Raw genomic sequence first — 18,244 nt, 5'->3', positions numbered from 1 at the left:
GCACGCCTCACTCGATATCCGCCAGGAAGCTCTGCACCAGCGCGGTGACGACGCCCGGTTGCTCCAGTACGCAACAGTGCCCCGCATTGTCGATCACCTCGAAACGCGCCTCGGGAATCAGCTCGGTGAGCCGGCGCGCGTCCACGATCGGGGTGACCTTGTCGTCGACGCCGACCGCGACCAGGGTCGGCGCGGTGATCGCGGCGATCTCCGAGTCGGCAGCCGCTCGGCCGAGCGCGCCGCGGATCGCCCTGCGGGTGCCCGCGCTGTCGATTCGATCGAGGCGCTCGGCCCACTCGGCGACGGTGTCGGCGGCGGCCGGGTCGGCCAGGAACGCGGGCCCGAACAACAGCTTCGCCACCTGGCCGCGCACCAGATCGACGCCGAAAAGACGTACCGCCCAGGTCAATCGGGTGTATCTGCGGGTCGCGCCCCGGTCCTGCGAGCCGGCGCTGGTGGACAGCAGGGTCAGCGATCGGATCAGTTCGCCGTGCCGGGCCGCGACCCGTTGCCCGATGAAGCCGCCCATGCCGATGCCGACCCAGTGCACTGGCGCGAGGCGCAGCGCGCGGATCAGCCCGACCGCGTCGGCGGTCAGCGTGTCCATGTCGTAGCCGTCCCCGGTCGGCTGGGTGCCGCCCTGGCCGCGCCAATCGATGCCGACGCAGCGGTAGTGCTCGCGCAGCACGTCGATCTGCGCGCGGAACATCCAGCTGCCGAACAGCAGGCTGTGCGCGAAAACGATGACGGGACGGTCGGATCGGCCGTTCGGGTCGCCCGTGTCGGTGTAGCCGATCGGTATGCCGTTCACGACGATCGTCCGGATGATCGTGGAGAGCATCATCGAGCCGGCGGGTCGAAGGTGCGAGCACGGGCGAGCGTGGGCAAGAGAGGCTCCTCGGGAGTGGCATCCACCGAAATCCGGAACAACGCTGCTGTCAGCCTGGCAGCGACGGGCGTCGCGGCGCTTGGCCCAGCCACCAACGCGGCGGCCGCGAGTTGTCACCGAGCACAAGCCTGCACCGGCACACCTTTCCTGGTACACCGCCCGATTCCGGGAAAGGTTTGTGCAATATGCACAGAAGAGAACCGAAGAAATTAGTATTTTGCCTCTGGCCCGGTCTCCAGTTCTAGCATTTGCTGTTACTTAGCCTTACAGACATTCTGGTGGGTTACGCGCGGCGTGCCGCACACGAGCACGCGGTCGTGGCCGGAATACTTTCTGCGCCCGACAGATCCATTTCCCGGATCTCATCAGCACAGCTCACCAGCGAAAGAAGCGCAATGGACATCGTCGTACCCGGAAAGATCGGGCGATTCCGCACCGCGGCATTCATCGCCCTGATCGCTACTGCCATTCAGGTAGCTGTCGGAATACCGGCAATTGCGGCACCGACCGACAATCCGGCCGCGGAGCAGGTTCCCGTACAACCGCCGCTGCCGTTTCCCATTCCACCGGCACCGCCGGAACTCGATCCGGGATTCTATGCGCCGCCGGCGGACCTGGTCGCCTCGAAGCAGCCGGGCGAGATCATCGCGGCCCGCGCGGTGCATCTGGCGTTCTACTCGGTCATCCCGTTCAACATCGACGCCTGGCAGCTGTCGTTCCGCTCCACCAACACCAGGGGCGAGCCGATCGCGGCCGTCACCACGCTGATGAAGCCGCGCGGCGACAACGCGGGCGCGCCGCGGCCGCTGCTGTCGTATCAGTTCCCGCAGGACTCGAACGCGCAGTACTGCGCGGCATCCTATGTGCTGCAACAGGCTTCGGTACCGGGCAATATCACCGGCCAGTTCGACATCCCGTTCGAGTTCGTGCTGCCGCTGACCGCGCTCGGCGCGGGCTGGGCGGTGGCGATGCCGGACCACGAGGGACCGGACTCGGCGTTCGCCGCGGGTCCGCTCGGCGCGCGCATCACCCTCGACGGCATCCGGGCGGCGGAGAACTTCGAGCCGATGGGGCTCACCCCGCAGACCAAGGTGGGCCTGGCCGGATACTCCGGCGGCGCGATCACCACCGGGCACACCGCGGAACTGGCCGCGTCCTACGCGCCGGAGCTGAATATCGTCGGCGCGTCCGAGGGCGGCGTCCCCGCCGACATCAAGGCGATGTATCAGCTGGCCAGCGGCAACCTCGGTTCCGGACTGATCTTCTCGGGGCTGCTCGGCGTGGCGCGGGAGTATCCGGAGCTGGCCGCGTACAACGAGCAGCACATGAAACCGATCGGCAAGGCGTTGACGCCGATCAAGAACTCGCTGTGCCTCTACTCGGCCGCGCTGCTGCCGTTCATGAACCTGACCGACGGCATGTACGACTCCCCCGACCCGCTCGACGACCCGGTGCCGAGCAAGGTGTTCGACGCGCTGCGGATGGGTCATTCGGTGCCGAAGATGCCGATGTTCATCTTCAATTCCAACCCCGACTGGATCGCTCCGGTCGGCCCGGTGAACACCCTGGTCGACGAGTACTGCCGCGACCCGAAGGCCCAGGTGCATTACACCCGTGACCATTTCAGCGAACACATCACGCTGGAGATCGACAGCCTCGCCCGCGTGCTGCTGTGGATGAAGGATCGGTTCGACGGCGTTCCCGCCGAGCCGGGCTGCTCCATCCACGACGAGGGATCGATGGCACTGGACCCCGCGAGCTGGCCGCTCTGGTTGCAGGGCGCGGGCACGGTGCTCGCGGGGCTGCTGCAACAGCCCATCGGCAGCCGGTAGGCCGCCCGATAATCCGTCGCGCTGCCCGGCCAGACCGTGCCACAGTCATGGGATGACCGGGCAGCGGACCGAGGCACCCGTCGTCGCGCCGGACGCAACCGCCGGCGCGACGATCGCCATTGCCGTTGGCGCGCTGATGGTCTCGACGTCGGGAGTGTTCGTCGCGTTGGCCGGCGCGCCGACCGAGGTGTCGACGTTCTACCGCTGCGCGCTGGTATTGCCGGTGCTCGCGGTGTTCGCCTGGCTGGAGAGCCGCCGCAACGGATGCATGGACGCGCGCGAGTGGGGGTTCGCGCTGCTGTGCGGCACGTTCTTCGCCGCCGACATGTTCTGGTGGGGCGCGGCGATTCTCGAAGCGGGCGCGGGACTCACCACGGTGCTGGTGAACGTTCAGGTGGTGGTCGTGCCGCTGATCGCCTTCCTTGTCGATCACGAAAAGCCCAGTAGACGTGTACTTTTCGCGCTGCCGATGATGATCTTCGGCCTGATCGCGGCCAGCGGAGTCCTCCAGCGGGGCAGCACCGGCCCGAATCCGACGGCGGGCGCGGCGCACGCCATCGTGGCGGGCATCTGCTATTCCGGCTTCCTGTTCCTGTTGCGGCGCAGCGGAAGACAGGGACGCAACCTCCAGACCTACGCCGTCTCGATCGCCGTCCCCGCCGTCGCCGCGTTCGCCTGGGCGCTGATCCGGGGGTTCCCGTCGACGCTGCACATCGACGGCCCGGCGCTCGGCTGGATCGCGCTCACCGCGCTCACCAACGGGGCGATCGGCTGGCTGCTGGTCGCCCGGTATTCGCCACGGGTGCCCAGCGCGGTCGGCGCCGGACTGCTCCTCCTGACACCGGTCGGTTCGCTGCTGCTTGGCGCGCTGGTCATCGGCGAGCGCCCCGCGCCGGTCCAAATCGTCGGCTGCGCGGTGATTCTCGCGGTCGCCCACGGTGCTTCGACGGTCAGAAAAGCGTCATCGGCTCGATCGGCGCCGGCTCGGGCAGCGGGGTCAGCTCGGGCACCTCGGCCGCCACCGCCGCGTGGAATCGGCGCGCGAGCGTGACGGCCTTGGCGTTGTCCGGGGTGTGGATGAAGACGGTGGGCGAGCGACCTTCGCGCAGCCAGTCCGCGACCGTGCCGATCCAGGGCTGCCAGCCCTCGACGGTGCGCTCGGTCGCGTCGCGGCCGTGGTACCGGACGATCGGGTACTCGGTCAGCGCGCGCGTCCGGCGCGGCAGGCGCGGTTTCTTCGAATACGCCTCCTGTTCCGCGGCGGTGACCGGCAGTCCGTCGAAAAGCACTGTGGTGTCGAAGGGTATCCATTCGGCGCCGACCCGGCCGAGCACGCTCTCCAATTGCCTTGCGGCCCGTTCGTTCTCGAAGAACGCGGGATGACGGACCTCGACGGCCGAGCGATAGTGCGGCGGAAGCCGCCGCAGAAACAGGGCGAGCGCGCCGAGATCGTTCGGCCCGAACGAACCGGGCAACTGCACCCACAACGCGTGCGCGCGCGGACCGAGCGGCTCGATCGCCGACAGGAACGCGCGCATCTCGTCGTCGACACCGGTCAGCCTGCGTTCATGGGTGATCGACCTGTGCAGCTTCACCACGAACCGGAAGTCCGTCGCGGTCTGCCCGGCCCACGACTCGACCGTGCGCCGCGCCGGTATCGCGTAGAAGGTGGTGTTGCCCTCGACCGCATTGCACCGCTCGGCATAGGCGGCCAGCCGATCCCCCGAGGCCGGTTGCCATTCGTGCCAGGCGGCGTGCGTCCACATCGCACAGCCCACGTGAAGCCGCATACCGCGACGGTAGTACAGCGGGCCGACACTCTTCGCGGGTGCATGAGCCGGGAATGAACGACCGGGCCCGGTGGTAGAACATGGCATGAAACTCGACGACGCTGCTCGCGCGCTCATCGGCGCCGGTGCGAACGCCACGCTGGTCACGATCAACCCGGACGGCAGCCCGCAGGTGAGCGTGGTGTGGGTGGCGCTGCAATCCGGACCGGACGGAGACGAGCTCGTCACCGCCCACCTGGGCGAATACCAGAAGGTGCGCAACGTCCGCCGGGACAGCCGGGTCGCGGTCACCATCCTGTCCGACGAGCGCGGCGGGGTCATGCGCCCGTACCTGTCGGTCACCGGAACCGCCCGGATCGTCGAGGGCGGCGCCCCCGAACTCCTCGCCGAACTGGCCAAGACGCTGCTCGGCCCCGACTCCAGCTTCCCGCCGGCCGACGCGCCGCCCGGTCTGCTCACGCGCATCCGGATCGACAAGGTCGGCGGCATCGGGCCCTGGGCGTCTTGAAAACGGGCCGCACCGAAGTGTGACGTTGTACCGGTCGGACCGGGAAGTCAGGACGAATACTCCCTCGGCTGCTTACAGTTTCGATAACGCTGTCGCGGGCATCCGGGTTGCGCGGGGTGCCCGCACTAGGTTTCGACCCTGAGGAGATCGTCCGTCGTGGTCCGTCCAGACAAGATCAGACCGTCCCAGCAAGCAGCAACCGACACCACCGCCCGCTCCGGGCCCGCCGTCGTATGGCCCGATCCGAGCCCGCTGGCCGCCTGGTGGCAGCAGGTGATGGAACCCGGGACCGGCGAGTTCCCGGCGGCGCTCGAGGCGATGTCATGAGCGAGAGCGAGAGCGAGACCTGGGTACAGGGCACCGTTCGCTGGTTCGACACCGCGAAGGGCTTCGGCTTCCTGGAATCCGCGGACTACCCGGACGGCGTTTTCGTCGAGTACTCCTGCATCGACTCGCCCGGTTTCAAAACGCTGACCGCGGGCCAGCCGGTCACCTTCATCGGCGAACTGCGCCCGCGCGGCGTCGAGGCCGTCGCGGTGCGGTCGATGGCGCTGTTATCCACTGCCGCCGCGTAATTCGGACAACCCGAGCACCTCGGCGCCGATCGCCGCCGACGCGGACACGATGCCGGGGAACGCGCGCAGGTGCGAGGTGAGCGCGAGATGGCTCAGCATCGATTGGGCGGCCTGGACTCGCATACGAGCCGGGATCGGGTCCCAGTCGGGATGTAGTTTGCGCAGCAGGTGCACCCATTCGGCGATGTAGGCGCGTTGCGCCGCCTTCGCCCGGTGATGGTCCGCGTCGGGGAGGTGCCGCGCCTCCGAGACGAGTGTCTGCATGAGGTGCGGATTCTCGAACACGAAGGCGCCGTAGCCCGCGAGCAGCCGTTCGAGTCCGTCCCGCGGGTCGGTGGCCTGTGCCAGCGCGCGGTTCATGTCGATGCGCAGCCATTCGTCACCGCGGACGATGGCCGCCATCAGGATGTCCACCTTGCCGGGAAAGTGGTTGTACACGCTCGGCCCGGCAATGCCTACGGCAGCGCCGATGTCGTCCATGCTGACGCTGACGAAGCCGCGTTCGGCGAAGAGCGTGGTCGCCTCGGTGAGGATCGCCTCGCGCCGAGCCCGCGCGGCGAGCGGCGCCCGCGCGACCCGCCGGTCCCGCCGCTCCCCCAGCATCGGCTTCGGTGCGGCGAGCACCGCGGCGATGAATTCGCCGAGCAGCGTGGTGAATTCGGGCTCGGGCAGCGAAAGACTGTGGAAAGAAACACTATTCGCGACCGCCAACGCGGCCCAGGACAGCAGGTCGGCCGCCGCCGGATCGAGTTCGGGGCGGCGCGCCGCGATGATCTCGGCCAGCCGAGCCCCGATCCGCCTGGCCTGGATGCGGAACGCGGCCCGATCCTCGTCGGACAGATGCCGGGCTTCGCGCCGCCACAGCACCCCGACGTCGCGGCCGGCCAGCACGGTCGCGGCGAGCGTGTGCGCGAGGTCGTCGGGTTCGTCCGCCGCGGATTCGACCGCGGCGGCGAACGCGCTCAGCGCCTCCTCCACGACCGTCGCGAGCAGGCTCTGCTTGCCGCGGAAATGGCGGTACAGCGCGGACGGGCCGATGGCCACCGCCTCGGCCACCTCCCCCATGCCCACGTTCCCGTAGCCGTTGCGGCAGAACAACTCCGTGGCCGCCGCGACGATCAGTGCACGCCGGTTCGCCGGCCTGGTGCCACGGGCCGGACGAACCAGGTCCGGCCCGTTCACCATTCGATGTCGCCCCTCAGGAAACTTGGCTGTCGCTGGCATCCCAGTACTTCTTGCGCAGTTCGCGCTTGAGGATCTTACCGGCGCCGGAGATCGGCAACGCGTCGGTGAACTCCACCGTGCGCGGCGCCTTGTAGCCGGCGATCAGCTTCTTGCAGTGGGCGCGCAGCTCCGCCTCGGTGGCCCGCGCGCCGGGCAGCAAGACGACGACGGCGTGTACCCGCTCGCCCCATTCGTCGTCCGGGACTCCGATCACCGCGCACGACGCCACCGCGGCGTGCGCCGCGAGGGCGTTCTCCACCTCGGCGGAGTACACGTTCTCGCCGCCGGTGATGATCATGTCCTTGATCCGGTCGACGATGAAGACGTAGCCGTTCTCGTCCATCCGGCCGCCGTCGCCGGTGTGCATCCAGCCGCCGCGGGTGGCGGCCGCGGTGTCCTCCGGCCGATTCCAGTAGCCGAGCATGACGTTGTCGCCGCGGACGACGACCTCGCCGACCTCGCCGCGCGGCACCTCGTTGTCGTCCGGGTCGACGATGCGGACCTCGACGTGCGGCGTGGCGCGGCCCGCCGAGCGGCGCAGCGCCGGGTCGTCGTGATCGGCAGGCGAGAGCAGGGTGGCCACCGGCGCCAGCTCGGTCATCCCGTACGCCTGGGTGAATCCCGCGGTGGGAAAGGCCTTTCGGGCCCGGCCGAGCACCGCCTCGGCGATCGGTGAGGCACCGTAGGTCACCGTCTCGACGGTACCGAGATCGAAGTCCGTCACCGCCGGATCGTCGACCAGCATCTGAATCATGGTGGGCACCAACAGGACATTGGTGACCCGGTGCTCGCTGATCGCGCGCAGCACGCCCGCGGGGGTGAACATCGGCACGATGACGTGGGTGCAGTTGACCAGGTTGCCCGCCGTCATCATGGCGATGTCCGCGAGGTGGAACATCGGCGCCGCGTGCAGCACGGTGCCACCGCGGCTGACGAATTCGCCGCCGGCCGTGCTGCCGAGCGCGGAGATGATCATGTTGTCGTGACTGAGCATCACGCCCTTGGGATGCCCGGTGGTGCCGCCGGTGTAGAAGACGCCGGCCAGGGTGTCGCCGCCGGTCCTGCGGTCCTCCACCGGCTCGTGCTCGGCCACGAGCGTCTCGTAGTGCAGCACGCCGGCCGGCGGCTCGCCGTCACCGCAGAAGATCACCGACGCCAATCCCGGAAACTCTTGCCGCAGTGCGGGAATCATGGCGGCGAACGCGTCGTCGACGAGCAGTACCCTGGTGTCGGATTCGCGCAGCGAGTACCCGATCTCGGCCGGACTCCAGCGAATGTTCACCGGGTTGACCGCCGCCCCGATCCACGGCACCGCGTACAGATACTCGTAGTAGCGATCGGAATTCAGGGCCAGCATGCCGACCCGATCGCCCGGCCGGACCCCGAGCGCGATCAGCGCACCGCCGAAACGCGCTATCCGATCGGCGGATTCGGCGATCGTGCGCACTCGGTCGCCGTAGACGGTCAGCGGGCGATCCGGATTCTGTTGCAGATTGCGGTGCAGCGATTGGGTCAGGTACACGGGCGGTCCCTCGGTCCTAGATGTTGAAGCCGCCGCCACAGACCAGGGTCTGCGCGCTGACGTAGTCGGACTCGGGCAGGCACAGCAGGTACACCGCGCCTGCGGCCTCGGCCGGCGTGCCACCGCGGCCGAGCGGGATCATCTGCTCCATCGCGGCCAGCAGATTCGGGTTCACCCCGACCTTGATCTCCTTGCCCTGCACGTCGATGGTGCCGCCGGTGCCCGCGGGCGCCTCGGTGAGCCGGGTCTTGATCAGGCCGAACGCGACCGCGTTCACGGTGACGTTGTAGCGGCCCCACTCCTTGGCCAGCGCCTTGGTCAGGCCGAGGACGCCCGCCTTGCCGGAGGAGTAATTCGCCTGTCCCGCATTGCCTCCGGTGCCCGCCATGGAGGAGATGTTGACCACCTTGCGGCACGGCACCGGCTCTCCGGCCGCCTTGGCCTGCTTCACCGCCGCCGCGATCACCGGCTGTGCGGCCCGCAGGATCCGGAACGGCGCCTTCAGATGCACGTCGAGGATGGCGTCCCACTGCTCGTCGGTCATCTTCTGGATGACCGAGTCCCAGGTGTAGCCCGCGTTGTTGATGATGATGTCCAGCCCGCCGAATTCGTCGACGGCGGTCTGCACGAACCGTTCGGCGAATCCCTCCTCGGTAACGCTGCCGACGCACGAAACCGCCTGTCCGCCTGCCGCTTCGATGGCGGCGACGGTCTCCTTGGCCGGTTCGGCGTCGAGGTCGTTCACCACCACCTTCGCCCCTTCACCGGCCAGCTTGAGCGCGATCTCGCGGCCGATGCCGCGGCCGGAGCCGGACACGATAGCGACCTTGCCATCCAGAGTTCCCATGTACCGCAATTCCTTTCAGAGGGCGACGACGGCGTCGCCGGTGAGTGTGACGGTGCCGTCGGCGAGGGTGACGGCGAGTTCCAGGGTGGCCCGGCGTTCGCCGTCCACCGTGTCGATCGAGACGACCTTGCCGGTCGCGGTGGGCTCGGCGTGCACCGGAGTGATGGCGGCGAACCGCACCCGATAGCTCCGGATCGACCGCGGGTCAACCCAATCGGTGAGCAGCCGGCCGAGATAGGCCATCGACAGCATGCCGTGCGCGAAGACGTCGGGCAGCCCGGCGGACTTCGCCACATCCAGGTCGATGTGGATCGGGTTGTGATCGCCGGACGCGCCGGCGAACAGCGCCAACGTGGTTCGGGTGATCGGCCGCACCCGCAGCGGCGGCAGTTCGGCGCCGAGGTCGACGGAGGCGAGGCCGGTCATGTCGCCGCCTCCGGGTTACGCACGACGATCACGGATTTCAGCTCGGCGATCAGGGTGCCGTCGGCGCGGGTGACGACGGAGGACTTCTCGATGAACTCCAGCGCGCCGCCCTTCTTGGTGTAGACGTTGCCGATGGTCGGCGTCGCGGTGAGCACGTCGCCGGCCACCGCGGTCGCGTGATAGGTGAACGACTGCTCGCCGTGCAGCACCCGGCGCAGGTCGATGCCGAGGTCGGCGAGCCAGCTGAACGAATCGGGGTTGTCCAGTTCGATGCCGAACAAGAAGGTCGGCGGCACCGGAAGATTCGCGTAGCCCGCCGCTTTCGCCGCGTCGAGATCGGTGAAGATCGGGTTCCGCTCGCCGATCGCCTGGGCGAAGAAGCGCAGCCGGCCGGCCTCCACGGTCAGGGTGCTCGGCGGCAGTGGCGTGCCGATGACGCTCTGGTCCACGGGCATTCGGTCAGCCCACCTTCTCGTATAGGGTCACCACGGCCGCGCCGCCGAGCCCGATATTGTGCTGCAGGGCCAGCTTCAGGTCGTCGGCGACCTGCCGCCTCTCCGCCTGTCCGCGCAGCTGCCAGACCAATTCGGCGCATTGCGCGAGCCCCGTCGCGCCGAGCGGGTGCCCCTTGGACAACAGCCCGCCCGACGGATTCGTGACCACCCGGCCGCCGTAGGTGTTGTCGCCGTCGACGACGAACTTCTCCGCCGTGCCCTCCGGGGTGAGCCCGAGCGCCTCGTAGGTGAGCAGTTCGTTGGCGGTGAAACAGTCGTGCAGCTCGACCACCCGGATGTCCTCGGGCGAGACGCCCGAGGCCTCGTAGACCTGGTGTGCCGCGGCCTTGGACATGTCGTAGCCGACGATCTTCGTCATGTCCTGCTCGGCGAAGGTGGACGGGAAGTCGGTGGTCATCGCCTGTGCCCGGATCACGATCGACGCGTCGATGCCGTTGGCCGCGGCGAAGTCCTCGCTGACGATGACCGCCGCGGCCGCGCCACAGGTGGGCGGGCAGCATTGCAACCGGGTGAGCGGGCCGTAGATGTGCGGCGAGGCAAGCACTTCGGCCACCGTGACCGGGTCCTTGAACACCGCGAACGGATTGTTGGCCGCGTGCCTGCGCGACTTCACCGAGATCTTGGCGAAGGTTTCCGGTGCGGTGCCGTACTTTTCCGCGTACTGCCGTCCGGCCCCGCCGAACATCTGTGCCGCGAAGGGTGATTCGTCGCGCTCCTGGATCTCGTCCATCACCTCGTCGAAGCGCGCGAACGGACTCGGCCGATCGGCGTAGCCGCGGGCCAGCGCGCCGCGCTGCATCTGCTCGAAGCCGACGGCGAGAACCGCCTCGGCGGCACCGGATTCCACCGCCTGGCGGGCGAGGAACAGGGCCGACGATCCGGTCGAGCAGTTGTTGTTGACGTTGATCACCGGGATGCCGGTCTGCCCGAGTCCGTAGATCACCGCCTGCCCGCAGGTCGAATCGCCGTAGACGTAGCCGGCGTAGGCCTGCTGGATCCGGTCGTAGTCGACGTCGGCATCGAGCAGCGCGGCCCGTGCCGCTCTCGTGCCCATGACGTCATAGGTCTGGCTCCGGCTCGGTGTGGTGAACGGAATCATTCCCACCCCGGCGACGACGGCGCGTCTGCTCATGTCGTTCCCATCAACGGTGACTAGCGGATATTCACTTATTGAACATCACCCGGCTTACACCTGGAAGGGCAAACGACATAAACGCAGGTCAGTGACCTGCATTACGCTAAGAATGATTCACTTAACCGACCCGGAGACAGCCATGGAAACGACGCGAGCCCCCGCATCTCTCGACGAGATGCGGGGGCTCGGGTCATGTCCGGCGTCAGGCGTGCGGCGGAGTGACCTCCCCGACAGCAGACCCGGAGCCATCTTCGGCTCTACTGAATACCGGCTGATGATGTACGTCACTGCTCTCGGCAGGCGTATACACCTGAATGGGAATGGTGTCATGGCTGAACAGCCCGGACCCTTGCCCGCTTTCCTGACTCATTCGTCGAGCCTCCTCCGATCGGCCGCGAATAGCCAATCCCCTCTATTCAACCCCTTCGGCGCGCGGAACCGCGCATGATCCCGTTCCACTGGGATGTTGTCGTGTCCCGGCGCGGGTTATCCGGCCCGGTCATGTCCCGTTGTCCTGGCGTCCGCCCGCTGTTGCCGTGGCCGTCTTCGCGGCGCTGGTACCGTCGAGGCCAGAAGCATCGTCGGCCATTTCTTCGGCCGATCATCGAGCTCGGTTCACCTGAGCAACGCCGATCCCGACCCGGCTCGGCGGCCTGACCGGGCTTTCCTGCGCCTGCGCAGCCGATCCATCCGAAGAGGACCAATGGCCATCACCGACATCGCCGTGTACACACACCTGAGCAAGACCGACATCGAAGCGCTCGGTACCGAGCTGGACGCGATCCATCGCGACGTCAGCGAGTCGCTCGGCGGCCGCGACGCCGCCTACATCCGGCGCACCATTCGATTCCAGCGCGCCCTCGACATCGCGGCCCGGCTGCTGATCGCGGTGAACCGGAACAGGACGACCTGGCTGCTCGGCACCGCGGCGCTGGCCGCGGCGAAGTGCGTGGAGAACATGGAGATCGGGCACAACGTCTCGCACGGCCAATGGGATTGGATGAACGATCCGGAGATCCACTCCAGCACCTGGGAATGGGACATGGTCGGGCTGTCCTCCCAGTGGCGCTATTCGCACAACTACCGCCATCACCTCTACACCAACGTCATCGACATGGACGACGACATCGGCTTCGGCGTGATGCGGGTGACCAGGGACCAGGCGTGGAACCCGAGCCATCTGCTGCAACCACTGCAGAACCTGTTGCTGGCCACCACCTTCGAGTGGGGCATCGGCCTGCACGGCCTGTACGCGGACCGCGACCGGTTCGAGTCGAAGGCCGAAAAGGCCGCTGTGACAAGGGCCTTCCTGAAGAAGATCTCCCGCCAGGCGATCAAGGACTACGTGCTGTTCCCCGCGCTGAGTGGAAAGCGCTGGCGCCGCGCCCTGACCGCGAACCTCACCGCCAACGTCGTGCGCAACGCCTGGACGTACGTGGTCATCTTCTGCGGCCACTTCCCCGACGGCGCGGAGAAGTTCACCCCCGCCGCGCTCGCGGACGAGACGAAGTCCGAGTGGTACCTGCGCCAGATGCTGGGCACCGCGAACTTCGACGCGGGCCCGGCCCTCGCCTTCGCCAGCGGAAACCTGTGCTACCAAATCGAACACCACCTGTTCCCGGACCTGCCGAGCAACCGCTACGCCGAGATCGCCGTCCGGGTGCGCGCGCTGTGCGACAAGTACGACCTGCCCTACACCAGCGGATCCCTGCTGCGTCAGTACCTGCTCACCATGCGCACCATCCACAAGCTCGCGGTCCCCGACCGCTTCCTGATCGCCACCTCCGACGACGCGCCGGAGACCGCCTCGGAGCGCAAGTTCCAGAGCGGCGCCACCCTCGCCGTCTCCGAAATAACCGGCGCGGCAGAGGGTTTGCGCACCGCCCTGCACAACGGACGCCTGCGCCTCGAACTGGAGGCCGGGCTGAAGGGCGGGCGGTTGCGCCGGACCGCCCAGCGGGTGCGGTCGAATATCGAAGGCTCGCTGCGCAGGCCGGTCGCCGCCGGCGGGTAATCCGGCCTCAGGCGCCTGCCGGATGGCGCTTCGATCGCTTCCAGCCGAAGGTCAATTGGACCGCGCGCTGCCAGTTCTCGTACTCGTCGGCCCGGTGCACCGGGTCCATCTGCGGACGCCATTGCGCGGCCAGCCGCCAGTTGTTGCGCAGGCCCTCCAGGTCAGGCCAGTAGCCGACGGCCAGGCCCGCCGCGTAAGCCGCACCGAGGGAGACGGTTTCGGCGTTGAACGGACGCATGACAGGGACGTCGAGCACGTCGGCGACGATCTGCATGAGCAGGTTGTCGGAGGTCATGCCGCCGTCGACCCGCAGGGCGCGGGCCTGTAGACCGGAGTCGGCGTTCATGGCGTCGACCACCTCCCGAGTCTGCCAGGCGGTGGCCTCCAGGACCGCGCGGGCGAGGTGGCCCTTGGTGATATAGGACGTCAGGCCGACGATGAGGCCGCGGGCGTCGCTGCGCCAGTGCGGCGCGTACAACCCGGAGAAGGCGGGCACGATGTAGCAGCCGCCGTTGTCCTGCACTGTGCGCGCGAGGGTTTCGATCTCGGGCGCGCTGGTGACCAGGCCGATGTTGTCGCGCACCCACTGCACCAGCGAGCCGGTGACCGCGATCGGCCCCTCCAGCGCGTACATCGGCTGCTCGTCGCCGATCTGGTAGCCGATGGTGGTGAGCAGGCCGTGCGAGGACTGCACCAATTCGCGGCCGGTGTTCATCATGAGAAAGCCGCCGGTGCCGTAGGTGCACTTGGTTTCCCCACGCGCGAAACAGGTTTGGCCGAACAGTGCGGCATGCTGGTCGCCGAGCGCGGCGGCGATCGGAATGCCGGGCACCACCCGGCGGGTGGTGCCGTAGGACGCGGTCGAGGGCTGGATGCGCGGCAGCATCGCCGCGGGGATGCCGAAGAAGCTCAGCAGTTCCTCGTCCCAGGCGAGGGTGGCGATGTTCATCAGCAAGGTGCGGCTGGCATTGGTGACGTCGGTGAGATGCAGGCCGCCGTCCACTCCGCCGGTCAGATTCCAGATCAGCCAGGTTTCCATGGTGCCGAACAGCACCTCGCCGCGTTCGGCCCGATCACGCAGGCCCGCGATGTTGTCCAGCAGCCAGCGCAGCCGCGGCGCGGCGAAGTAGGTGGCCAGCGGCAATCCGGACAGTTCCCGGATATGTTGCGCGCCTGGCCTTTCCTCGAACTCACGGACCAGGTCCTCGGTGCGGGTGTCCTGCCAGACGATGGCCCGCCGGATCGGCGCACCGGTCCGCCGATCCCACACCACCGTGGTCTCGCGCTGGTTCGCAATGCCAAGGGCCGCAACCTGATCGGCGGTGATGCCGGCGTCGCGCAGCGCCTGCGGCACGATCCGGTCGACATTGCGCCAGATCTCCATCGCGTCCTGCTCGACCCAGCCGGGGCGCGGATAGTGCTGCTGGTGCTCGCGTTGCGCGACCGCGACCAGGCGTGCGCGCTGATCGAACAGGATGCACCTGGTGGAGGTGGTGCCCTGATCGATGGCGAGCACGAACCGCTGCGTCATCCGCGTCCTTTCCTGAGGTGAATCGGTGTGGTCAGTGTCCGGCGCCGAGATCGCGGGAGACCGCGTGCGCGGCGTCGCGCACGAGGGTGATCAACGCGGGGCGGTGCCGTAATTGCGGGTCGCAGAGCCGGTCGACCGGTCCGCTGATGCCGATGGCGCCCACCACGAGTCCGCCGTGCGCGCGGATCGGCGCGGCGATGCCCGCCTCGCCCGGCCGGAACTCCTCGGTGTCGCCCGCCCAGCCCGCCTGCCGGACCGCGGCGAGGGCCCGATTGAGCGCGACCCGGTCGACGATGGTGCGGCGGGTGAGCGAGGGCAGGTCGCCCCCGCGCACGGCAGCGGCGAGTTCCGCGTCGAAGGCGAGCAGCACCTTGCCGAGGGCGGTCGCGTGCGGTGGTAACAGTTCGCCCAGCTCCAGGGCCTGTTCGGTGTTGTCCGGACGGAACACGTGGTGCACGACGACCACGGCGCCGTCGACCGGCGCGCCGATCCGGACCGCCTCGCCGGTGCGCGCGGCCAGCGCGTCGGCCCAGTTGATCGCGCGCGAGCGCAGCTCGTTGGCATCCAGATAGCTGGTGCCGAGGTGCAGCAGCGCCGCCCCGAGCTGATATTTGCCGGTCGCCGAGTCCTGCTCGACGAAGCCGACGCCCTGCAGGGTGCGCAGGATGCCGTGTGCGGTGGGTTTGGCCAGATCGAGCGCACCGGCGATCTCCCCGACGCCGAGGCGCCCCGCGCCGCGGGCGAGCAGCCGCAGAATGGCCGCCGCTCGTTCGATCGACTGGATCGGACCGGGCATGAACCGAAACCTAACCTCTCGGTTCGACAATGTCGAACACCTGGTGAACCGATAGCAACATTCCCGGCGCGCCGGTGTGACGTGCGTCATGTCGACCCCCTCGGGCGCCCGACAGTAGTGGCAGCGGCCACCCGCAGCCAGCCCGACCGTTCAGCATTGTCGAACGTGTCCTATGTGCCCCGTTTCGATCCCGTCGTAACGTCGAGGTCCGCAGGGTCGCGACCGCGACCGGCAGGGCGAACGGAGACTCAACGGTGAACTTCGGCTCGATCTTCCTGAGTGAAGCACTCGGCACGGGAATGCTGGTGCTACTCGGTGTCGGCGTAGTCGCGAATGTGTTGCTGACCAAATCCAAGGGATTCGACGGCGGCTGGCTACTGATCAATTTCGGGTGGGGACTCGGCGTGCTCGCCGGCGTCTACGTCGCGTATAAAACGGGCGGCCACCTCAATCCCGCGTACACCATCGGCGTGCTGTTCAGCGGCGCGGACGAATACACCCCCGGCGTCGAGATCACCGCCGCCACCACCATCGCTTATCTCCTCGGCCAGCTGGTCGGCGCGTTCGTCGGCGCGAACCTCGCCTATGTCGCCTACAAGCGGCACTTCGACGAGGAGACCGACGCGGAGAAGAAGCTCGGCGTGTTCGCCACCGGTCCGGCGATCCGCAATCTGTCCTGGAACTTCGCCACCGAGGTGGTCGCCACCTTCGCCCTGGTCTTGGTGCTGCTGGCCATGGGCCACACCGCGACCGGGCTCGGCCCGCTCGCCGCGGCGTTGCTGGTCGTCGGCATCGGCGCCTCGCTCGGCGGGCCGACCGGCTACGCCATCAACCCGGCCCGCGACCTCGGGCCCCGGCTGGCGCACGCGCTGCTGCCGGTGCACAAGACCACGGCGGTGCGGGAGCCCGCGACCGTCGGCGCCCGCTCGGCCGAGCCGCTCGCCGATCCCGGCCCGGCCCAGGTGCCCGCCGGCAAGAACTCCGACTGGGGTTACGCCTGGGTGCCGATCGCCGGACCGCTGCTCGGCGGCGTGCTGGCCGGTTTGGCCGCACAGGTCCTTTTCTGAATCTCTTTCTCTCCCCGTAGTTTTCTTTCGAAAGGACCACGATGAGCCAGTACGTAGGCGCCATCGACCAGGGCACCACCAGCACGCGCTTCATGGTGTTCGATCACAGCGGTAACGAGGTCGCTCGCCACCAGCTCGAGCATCAGCAGATCCTGCCGCAGGCGGGCTGGGTGGAGCACGATCCGACCGAGATCTGGGAACGCACCCGCGCGGTCATCCAGAGCACCCTCACCAAGGCCGACCTGCAGGCCAGCGACCTGGCCGCGGTCGGCGTCACCAATCAGCGCGAGACCACGGTGGTGTGGAATCGCACCACCGGGCGTCCCTACTGCAACGCCATTGTCTGGCAGGACACCCGCACCGACCGCATCGCCGCGGAACTGGAGCGCGCCGGCCACGGCGACACCATCCGGCACAAGGCCGGATTGCCCCCGGCCACCTACTTTTCCGGCGGCAAGCTGCGCTGGATCCTGGACAACGTGGCCGGCGTCGCGGAGGCGGCCGAGCGCGGCGAGGCGATCTTCGGCACCACCGACAGCTGGCTGCTGTGGAACCTGACCGGCGGCGTCGACGGCGGGGTGCACGTCACCGACCCGACCAACGCCAGCCGCACCATGCTGATGAACCTGGAGACCCTGGACTGGGACGACGAACTGCTGTCCATCTTCGGCATCCCGCGGTCCATGCTGCCTGCCATCGCGCCGTCGTCGAACCCGGAGCTGTTCGGAAAGACCAGGGCGGACGGGCCGTTCGGCGGCGAGGTGCCGCTGTCCGGTGTGCTCGGTGACCAGCAGGCGGCCACGGTCGGCCAGGTGTGCTTCCGGCCGGGCGAGGCGAAGAACACCTACGGCACCGGAAACTTCCTGCTGCTCAACACCGGTGAGGAGATCGTGCGCTCGCAGCACGGGCTGCTCACCACGGTGGCCTACCAGCTCGGCGACGCCAAACCGGTGTACGCGCTGGAAGGTTCGATCGCGGTGACCGGCTCGGCGGTGCAGTGGCTGCGCGACCAGCTGGGCATCATTTCCGGTGCGTCCCAGAGCGAATCGCTGGCCAGGCAGGTCGAGGACAACGGAGGCGTGTACTTCGTGCCCGCGTTCTCCGGCCTGTTCGCGCCGTACTGGCGCTCGGACGCGCGCGGCGCGATCGTCGGGCTGTCCCGGTTCAGCACCAACGCCCATCTGGCGCGGGCGACGCTGGAATCCATTTGCTACCAGACCCGCGACGTCGTCGAGGCGATGCAGGCCGACTCCGGCGTGGCGCTCGATGTGCTGCGGGTGGACGGCGGCGTCACCGCCAACGAGCTGTGCATGCAGATCCAGGCCGACTTCCTCGGCGTGCCGGTGTCGCGGCCGGTGGTCGCGGAGACCACCGCGCTCGGCGCCGCCTACGCGGCCGGGCTGGCGGTCGGATTCTGGAGCAGCACAGACGAACTCGTGCAGAACTGGCACGAGGACAAGCGCTGGAACCCCACCTGGTCCGAGGAGCAGCGCGAACGCGGCTACGCCCGCTGGCAGAAGGCCGTGTCGCGCACCCTCGACTGGATAGACGTAGACGACTGAGTCGCCGACGC

General features: G+C 68.3%; 18 protein-coding genes. 8 read left to right on the top strand and 10 right to left on the bottom strand.

Features of this window, described 5'->3' with window-relative positions; genetic code table 11:
- Positions 1-7 precede the first annotated feature (7 nt).
- Positions 8-844, bottom strand: coding sequence for an alpha/beta fold hydrolase (locus tag ACFQ9K_RS00885; RefSeq protein WP_378720536.1), 837 nt, complete (start codon positions 842-844; stop codon positions 8-10).
- A gap of 440 nt (positions 845-1,284) precedes the next feature.
- Here ACFQ9K_RS00885 and ACFQ9K_RS00880 point away from each other — a divergent pair, with 440 nt between their 5' ends.
- Entirely contained in the window at positions 1,285-2,721 is a 1,437-nt protein-coding gene (locus ACFQ9K_RS00880) for a lipase family protein (RefSeq protein WP_378720537.1), read from the top strand.
- A gap of 52 nt (positions 2,722-2,773) precedes the next feature.
- The gene (locus tag ACFQ9K_RS00875) at positions 2,774-3,772 is read left to right on the top strand and encodes a DMT family transporter (RefSeq protein WP_378720538.1); all 999 of its coding nucleotides are present in this window, start codon (positions 2,774-2,776) and stop codon (positions 3,770-3,772) included.
- On the opposite strand, the gene ACFQ9K_RS00870 is transcribed toward ACFQ9K_RS00875, so the two are convergent.
- Complete coding sequence (locus ACFQ9K_RS00870) at positions 3,672-4,511, bottom strand: DUF72 domain-containing protein (protein WP_378720539.1); 840 nt, start codon at positions 4,509-4,511, stop codon at positions 3,672-3,674. The genes ACFQ9K_RS00875 and ACFQ9K_RS00870 overlap by 101 nt on opposite strands.
- Positions 4,512-4,596: 85 nt before the next feature.
- Here ACFQ9K_RS00870 and ACFQ9K_RS00865 point away from each other — a divergent pair, with 85 nt between their 5' ends.
- The 3 genes from ACFQ9K_RS00865 to ACFQ9K_RS00855 all read left to right on the top strand — a co-directional run bounded on the left by ACFQ9K_RS00865 (position 4,597) and on the right by ACFQ9K_RS00855 (position 5,594).
- Positions 4,597-5,019, top strand: coding sequence for a PPOX class F420-dependent oxidoreductase (locus ACFQ9K_RS00865; RefSeq protein ID WP_378720540.1), 423 nt, complete (start codon positions 4,597-4,599; stop codon positions 5,017-5,019).
- A gap of 156 nt (positions 5,020-5,175) precedes the next feature.
- On the top strand, positions 5,176-5,346 hold the full coding sequence (locus ACFQ9K_RS00860; RefSeq protein ID WP_378720541.1) for a hypothetical protein: 171 nt from the start codon (positions 5,176-5,178) through the stop codon (positions 5,344-5,346).
- On the top strand, positions 5,343-5,594 hold the full coding sequence (locus tag ACFQ9K_RS00855; protein ID WP_378720542.1) for a cold shock domain-containing protein: 252 nt from the start codon (positions 5,343-5,345) through the stop codon (positions 5,592-5,594). The genes ACFQ9K_RS00860 and ACFQ9K_RS00855 overlap by 4 nt, the downstream gene beginning before the upstream one ends.
- Here the strand turns inward: ACFQ9K_RS00855 and ACFQ9K_RS00850 are convergent.
- From ACFQ9K_RS00850 to ACFQ9K_RS00825, 6 genes are read right to left on the bottom strand one after another with little or no spacing between them, the layout of a single operon-like run.
- Entirely contained in the window at positions 5,574-6,779 is a 1,206-nt protein-coding gene (locus tag ACFQ9K_RS00850) for a TetR/AcrR family transcriptional regulator (RefSeq protein WP_378720543.1), read from the bottom strand. The genes ACFQ9K_RS00855 and ACFQ9K_RS00850 overlap by 21 nt on opposite strands.
- Before the next feature lie 13 nt (positions 6,780-6,792).
- Positions 6,793-8,340, bottom strand: coding sequence for a long-chain-fatty-acid--CoA ligase (locus tag ACFQ9K_RS00845; protein WP_378720544.1), 1,548 nt, complete (start codon positions 8,338-8,340; stop codon positions 6,793-6,795).
- A gap of 16 nt (positions 8,341-8,356) precedes the next feature.
- On the bottom strand, positions 8,357-9,187 hold the full coding sequence (locus tag ACFQ9K_RS00840; protein ID WP_378720545.1) for an SDR family NAD(P)-dependent oxidoreductase: 831 nt from the start codon (positions 9,185-9,187) through the stop codon (positions 8,357-8,359).
- A gap of 15 nt (positions 9,188-9,202) precedes the next feature.
- A complete protein-coding gene (locus ACFQ9K_RS00835) occupies positions 9,203-9,613 on the bottom strand; it encodes a MaoC/PaaZ C-terminal domain-containing protein (protein ID WP_378720546.1) in 411 nt (136 codons plus the stop codon).
- On the bottom strand, positions 9,610-10,068 hold the full coding sequence (locus ACFQ9K_RS00830; protein WP_378720547.1) for a MaoC family dehydratase N-terminal domain-containing protein: 459 nt from the start codon (positions 10,066-10,068) through the stop codon (positions 9,610-9,612). The genes ACFQ9K_RS00835 and ACFQ9K_RS00830 overlap by 4 nt, the downstream gene beginning before the upstream one ends.
- 4 nt (positions 10,069-10,072) lie before the next feature.
- A complete protein-coding gene (locus ACFQ9K_RS00825; RefSeq protein ID WP_378720548.1) occupies positions 10,073-11,260 on the bottom strand; it encodes a lipid-transfer protein in 1,188 nt (395 codons plus the stop codon).
- Positions 11,261-11,966: 706 nt separating this feature from the next.
- Between ACFQ9K_RS00825 and ACFQ9K_RS00820 the strand changes: the two genes are divergently transcribed.
- Positions 11,967-13,277 (top strand): fatty acid desaturase family protein, encoded by a 1,311-nt coding sequence (locus ACFQ9K_RS00820; protein ID WP_378720550.1) that lies wholly within the window; start codon positions 11,967-11,969, stop codon positions 13,275-13,277.
- A gap of 7 nt (positions 13,278-13,284) precedes the next feature.
- Here the strand turns inward: ACFQ9K_RS00820 and glpK (ACFQ9K_RS00815) are convergent, their stop codons facing one another.
- Positions 13,285-14,808 (bottom strand): glycerol kinase GlpK, encoded by a 1,524-nt coding sequence (gene glpK, locus ACFQ9K_RS00815; RefSeq protein WP_378720551.1) that lies wholly within the window; start codon positions 14,806-14,808, stop codon positions 13,285-13,287.
- Positions 14,809-14,839: 31 nt separating this feature from the next.
- Positions 14,840-15,604, bottom strand: a complete 765-nt coding sequence (locus ACFQ9K_RS00810; protein ID WP_375921857.1) for an IclR family transcriptional regulator — start codon at positions 15,602-15,604, stop codon at positions 14,840-14,842.
- Between the two features lie 254 nt (positions 15,605-15,858).
- Here ACFQ9K_RS00810 and ACFQ9K_RS00805 point away from each other — a divergent pair, with 254 nt between their 5' ends.
- Entirely contained in the window at positions 15,859-16,671 is an 813-nt protein-coding gene (locus ACFQ9K_RS00805; RefSeq protein WP_378720552.1) for an MIP/aquaporin family protein, read from the top strand.
- A 41-nt stretch (positions 16,672-16,712) separates the two neighbouring features.
- Positions 16,713-18,233 carry a glycerol kinase GlpK gene (gene glpK, locus ACFQ9K_RS00800; protein WP_378720553.1) on the top strand — a complete coding sequence of 507 codons (1,521 nt, stop codon included), beginning with the start codon at positions 16,713-16,715 and terminating at the stop codon, positions 18,231-18,233.
- The last annotated feature ends 11 nt before the right edge of the window (positions 18,234-18,244 follow it).

This window comes from Nocardia sp. NPDC056564, assembly GCF_042793755.1.
GTDB lineage: Bacteria > Actinomycetota > Actinomycetes > Mycobacteriales > Mycobacteriaceae > Nocardia.
This window is presented reverse-complemented; position numbering and strand designations above follow the sequence as displayed.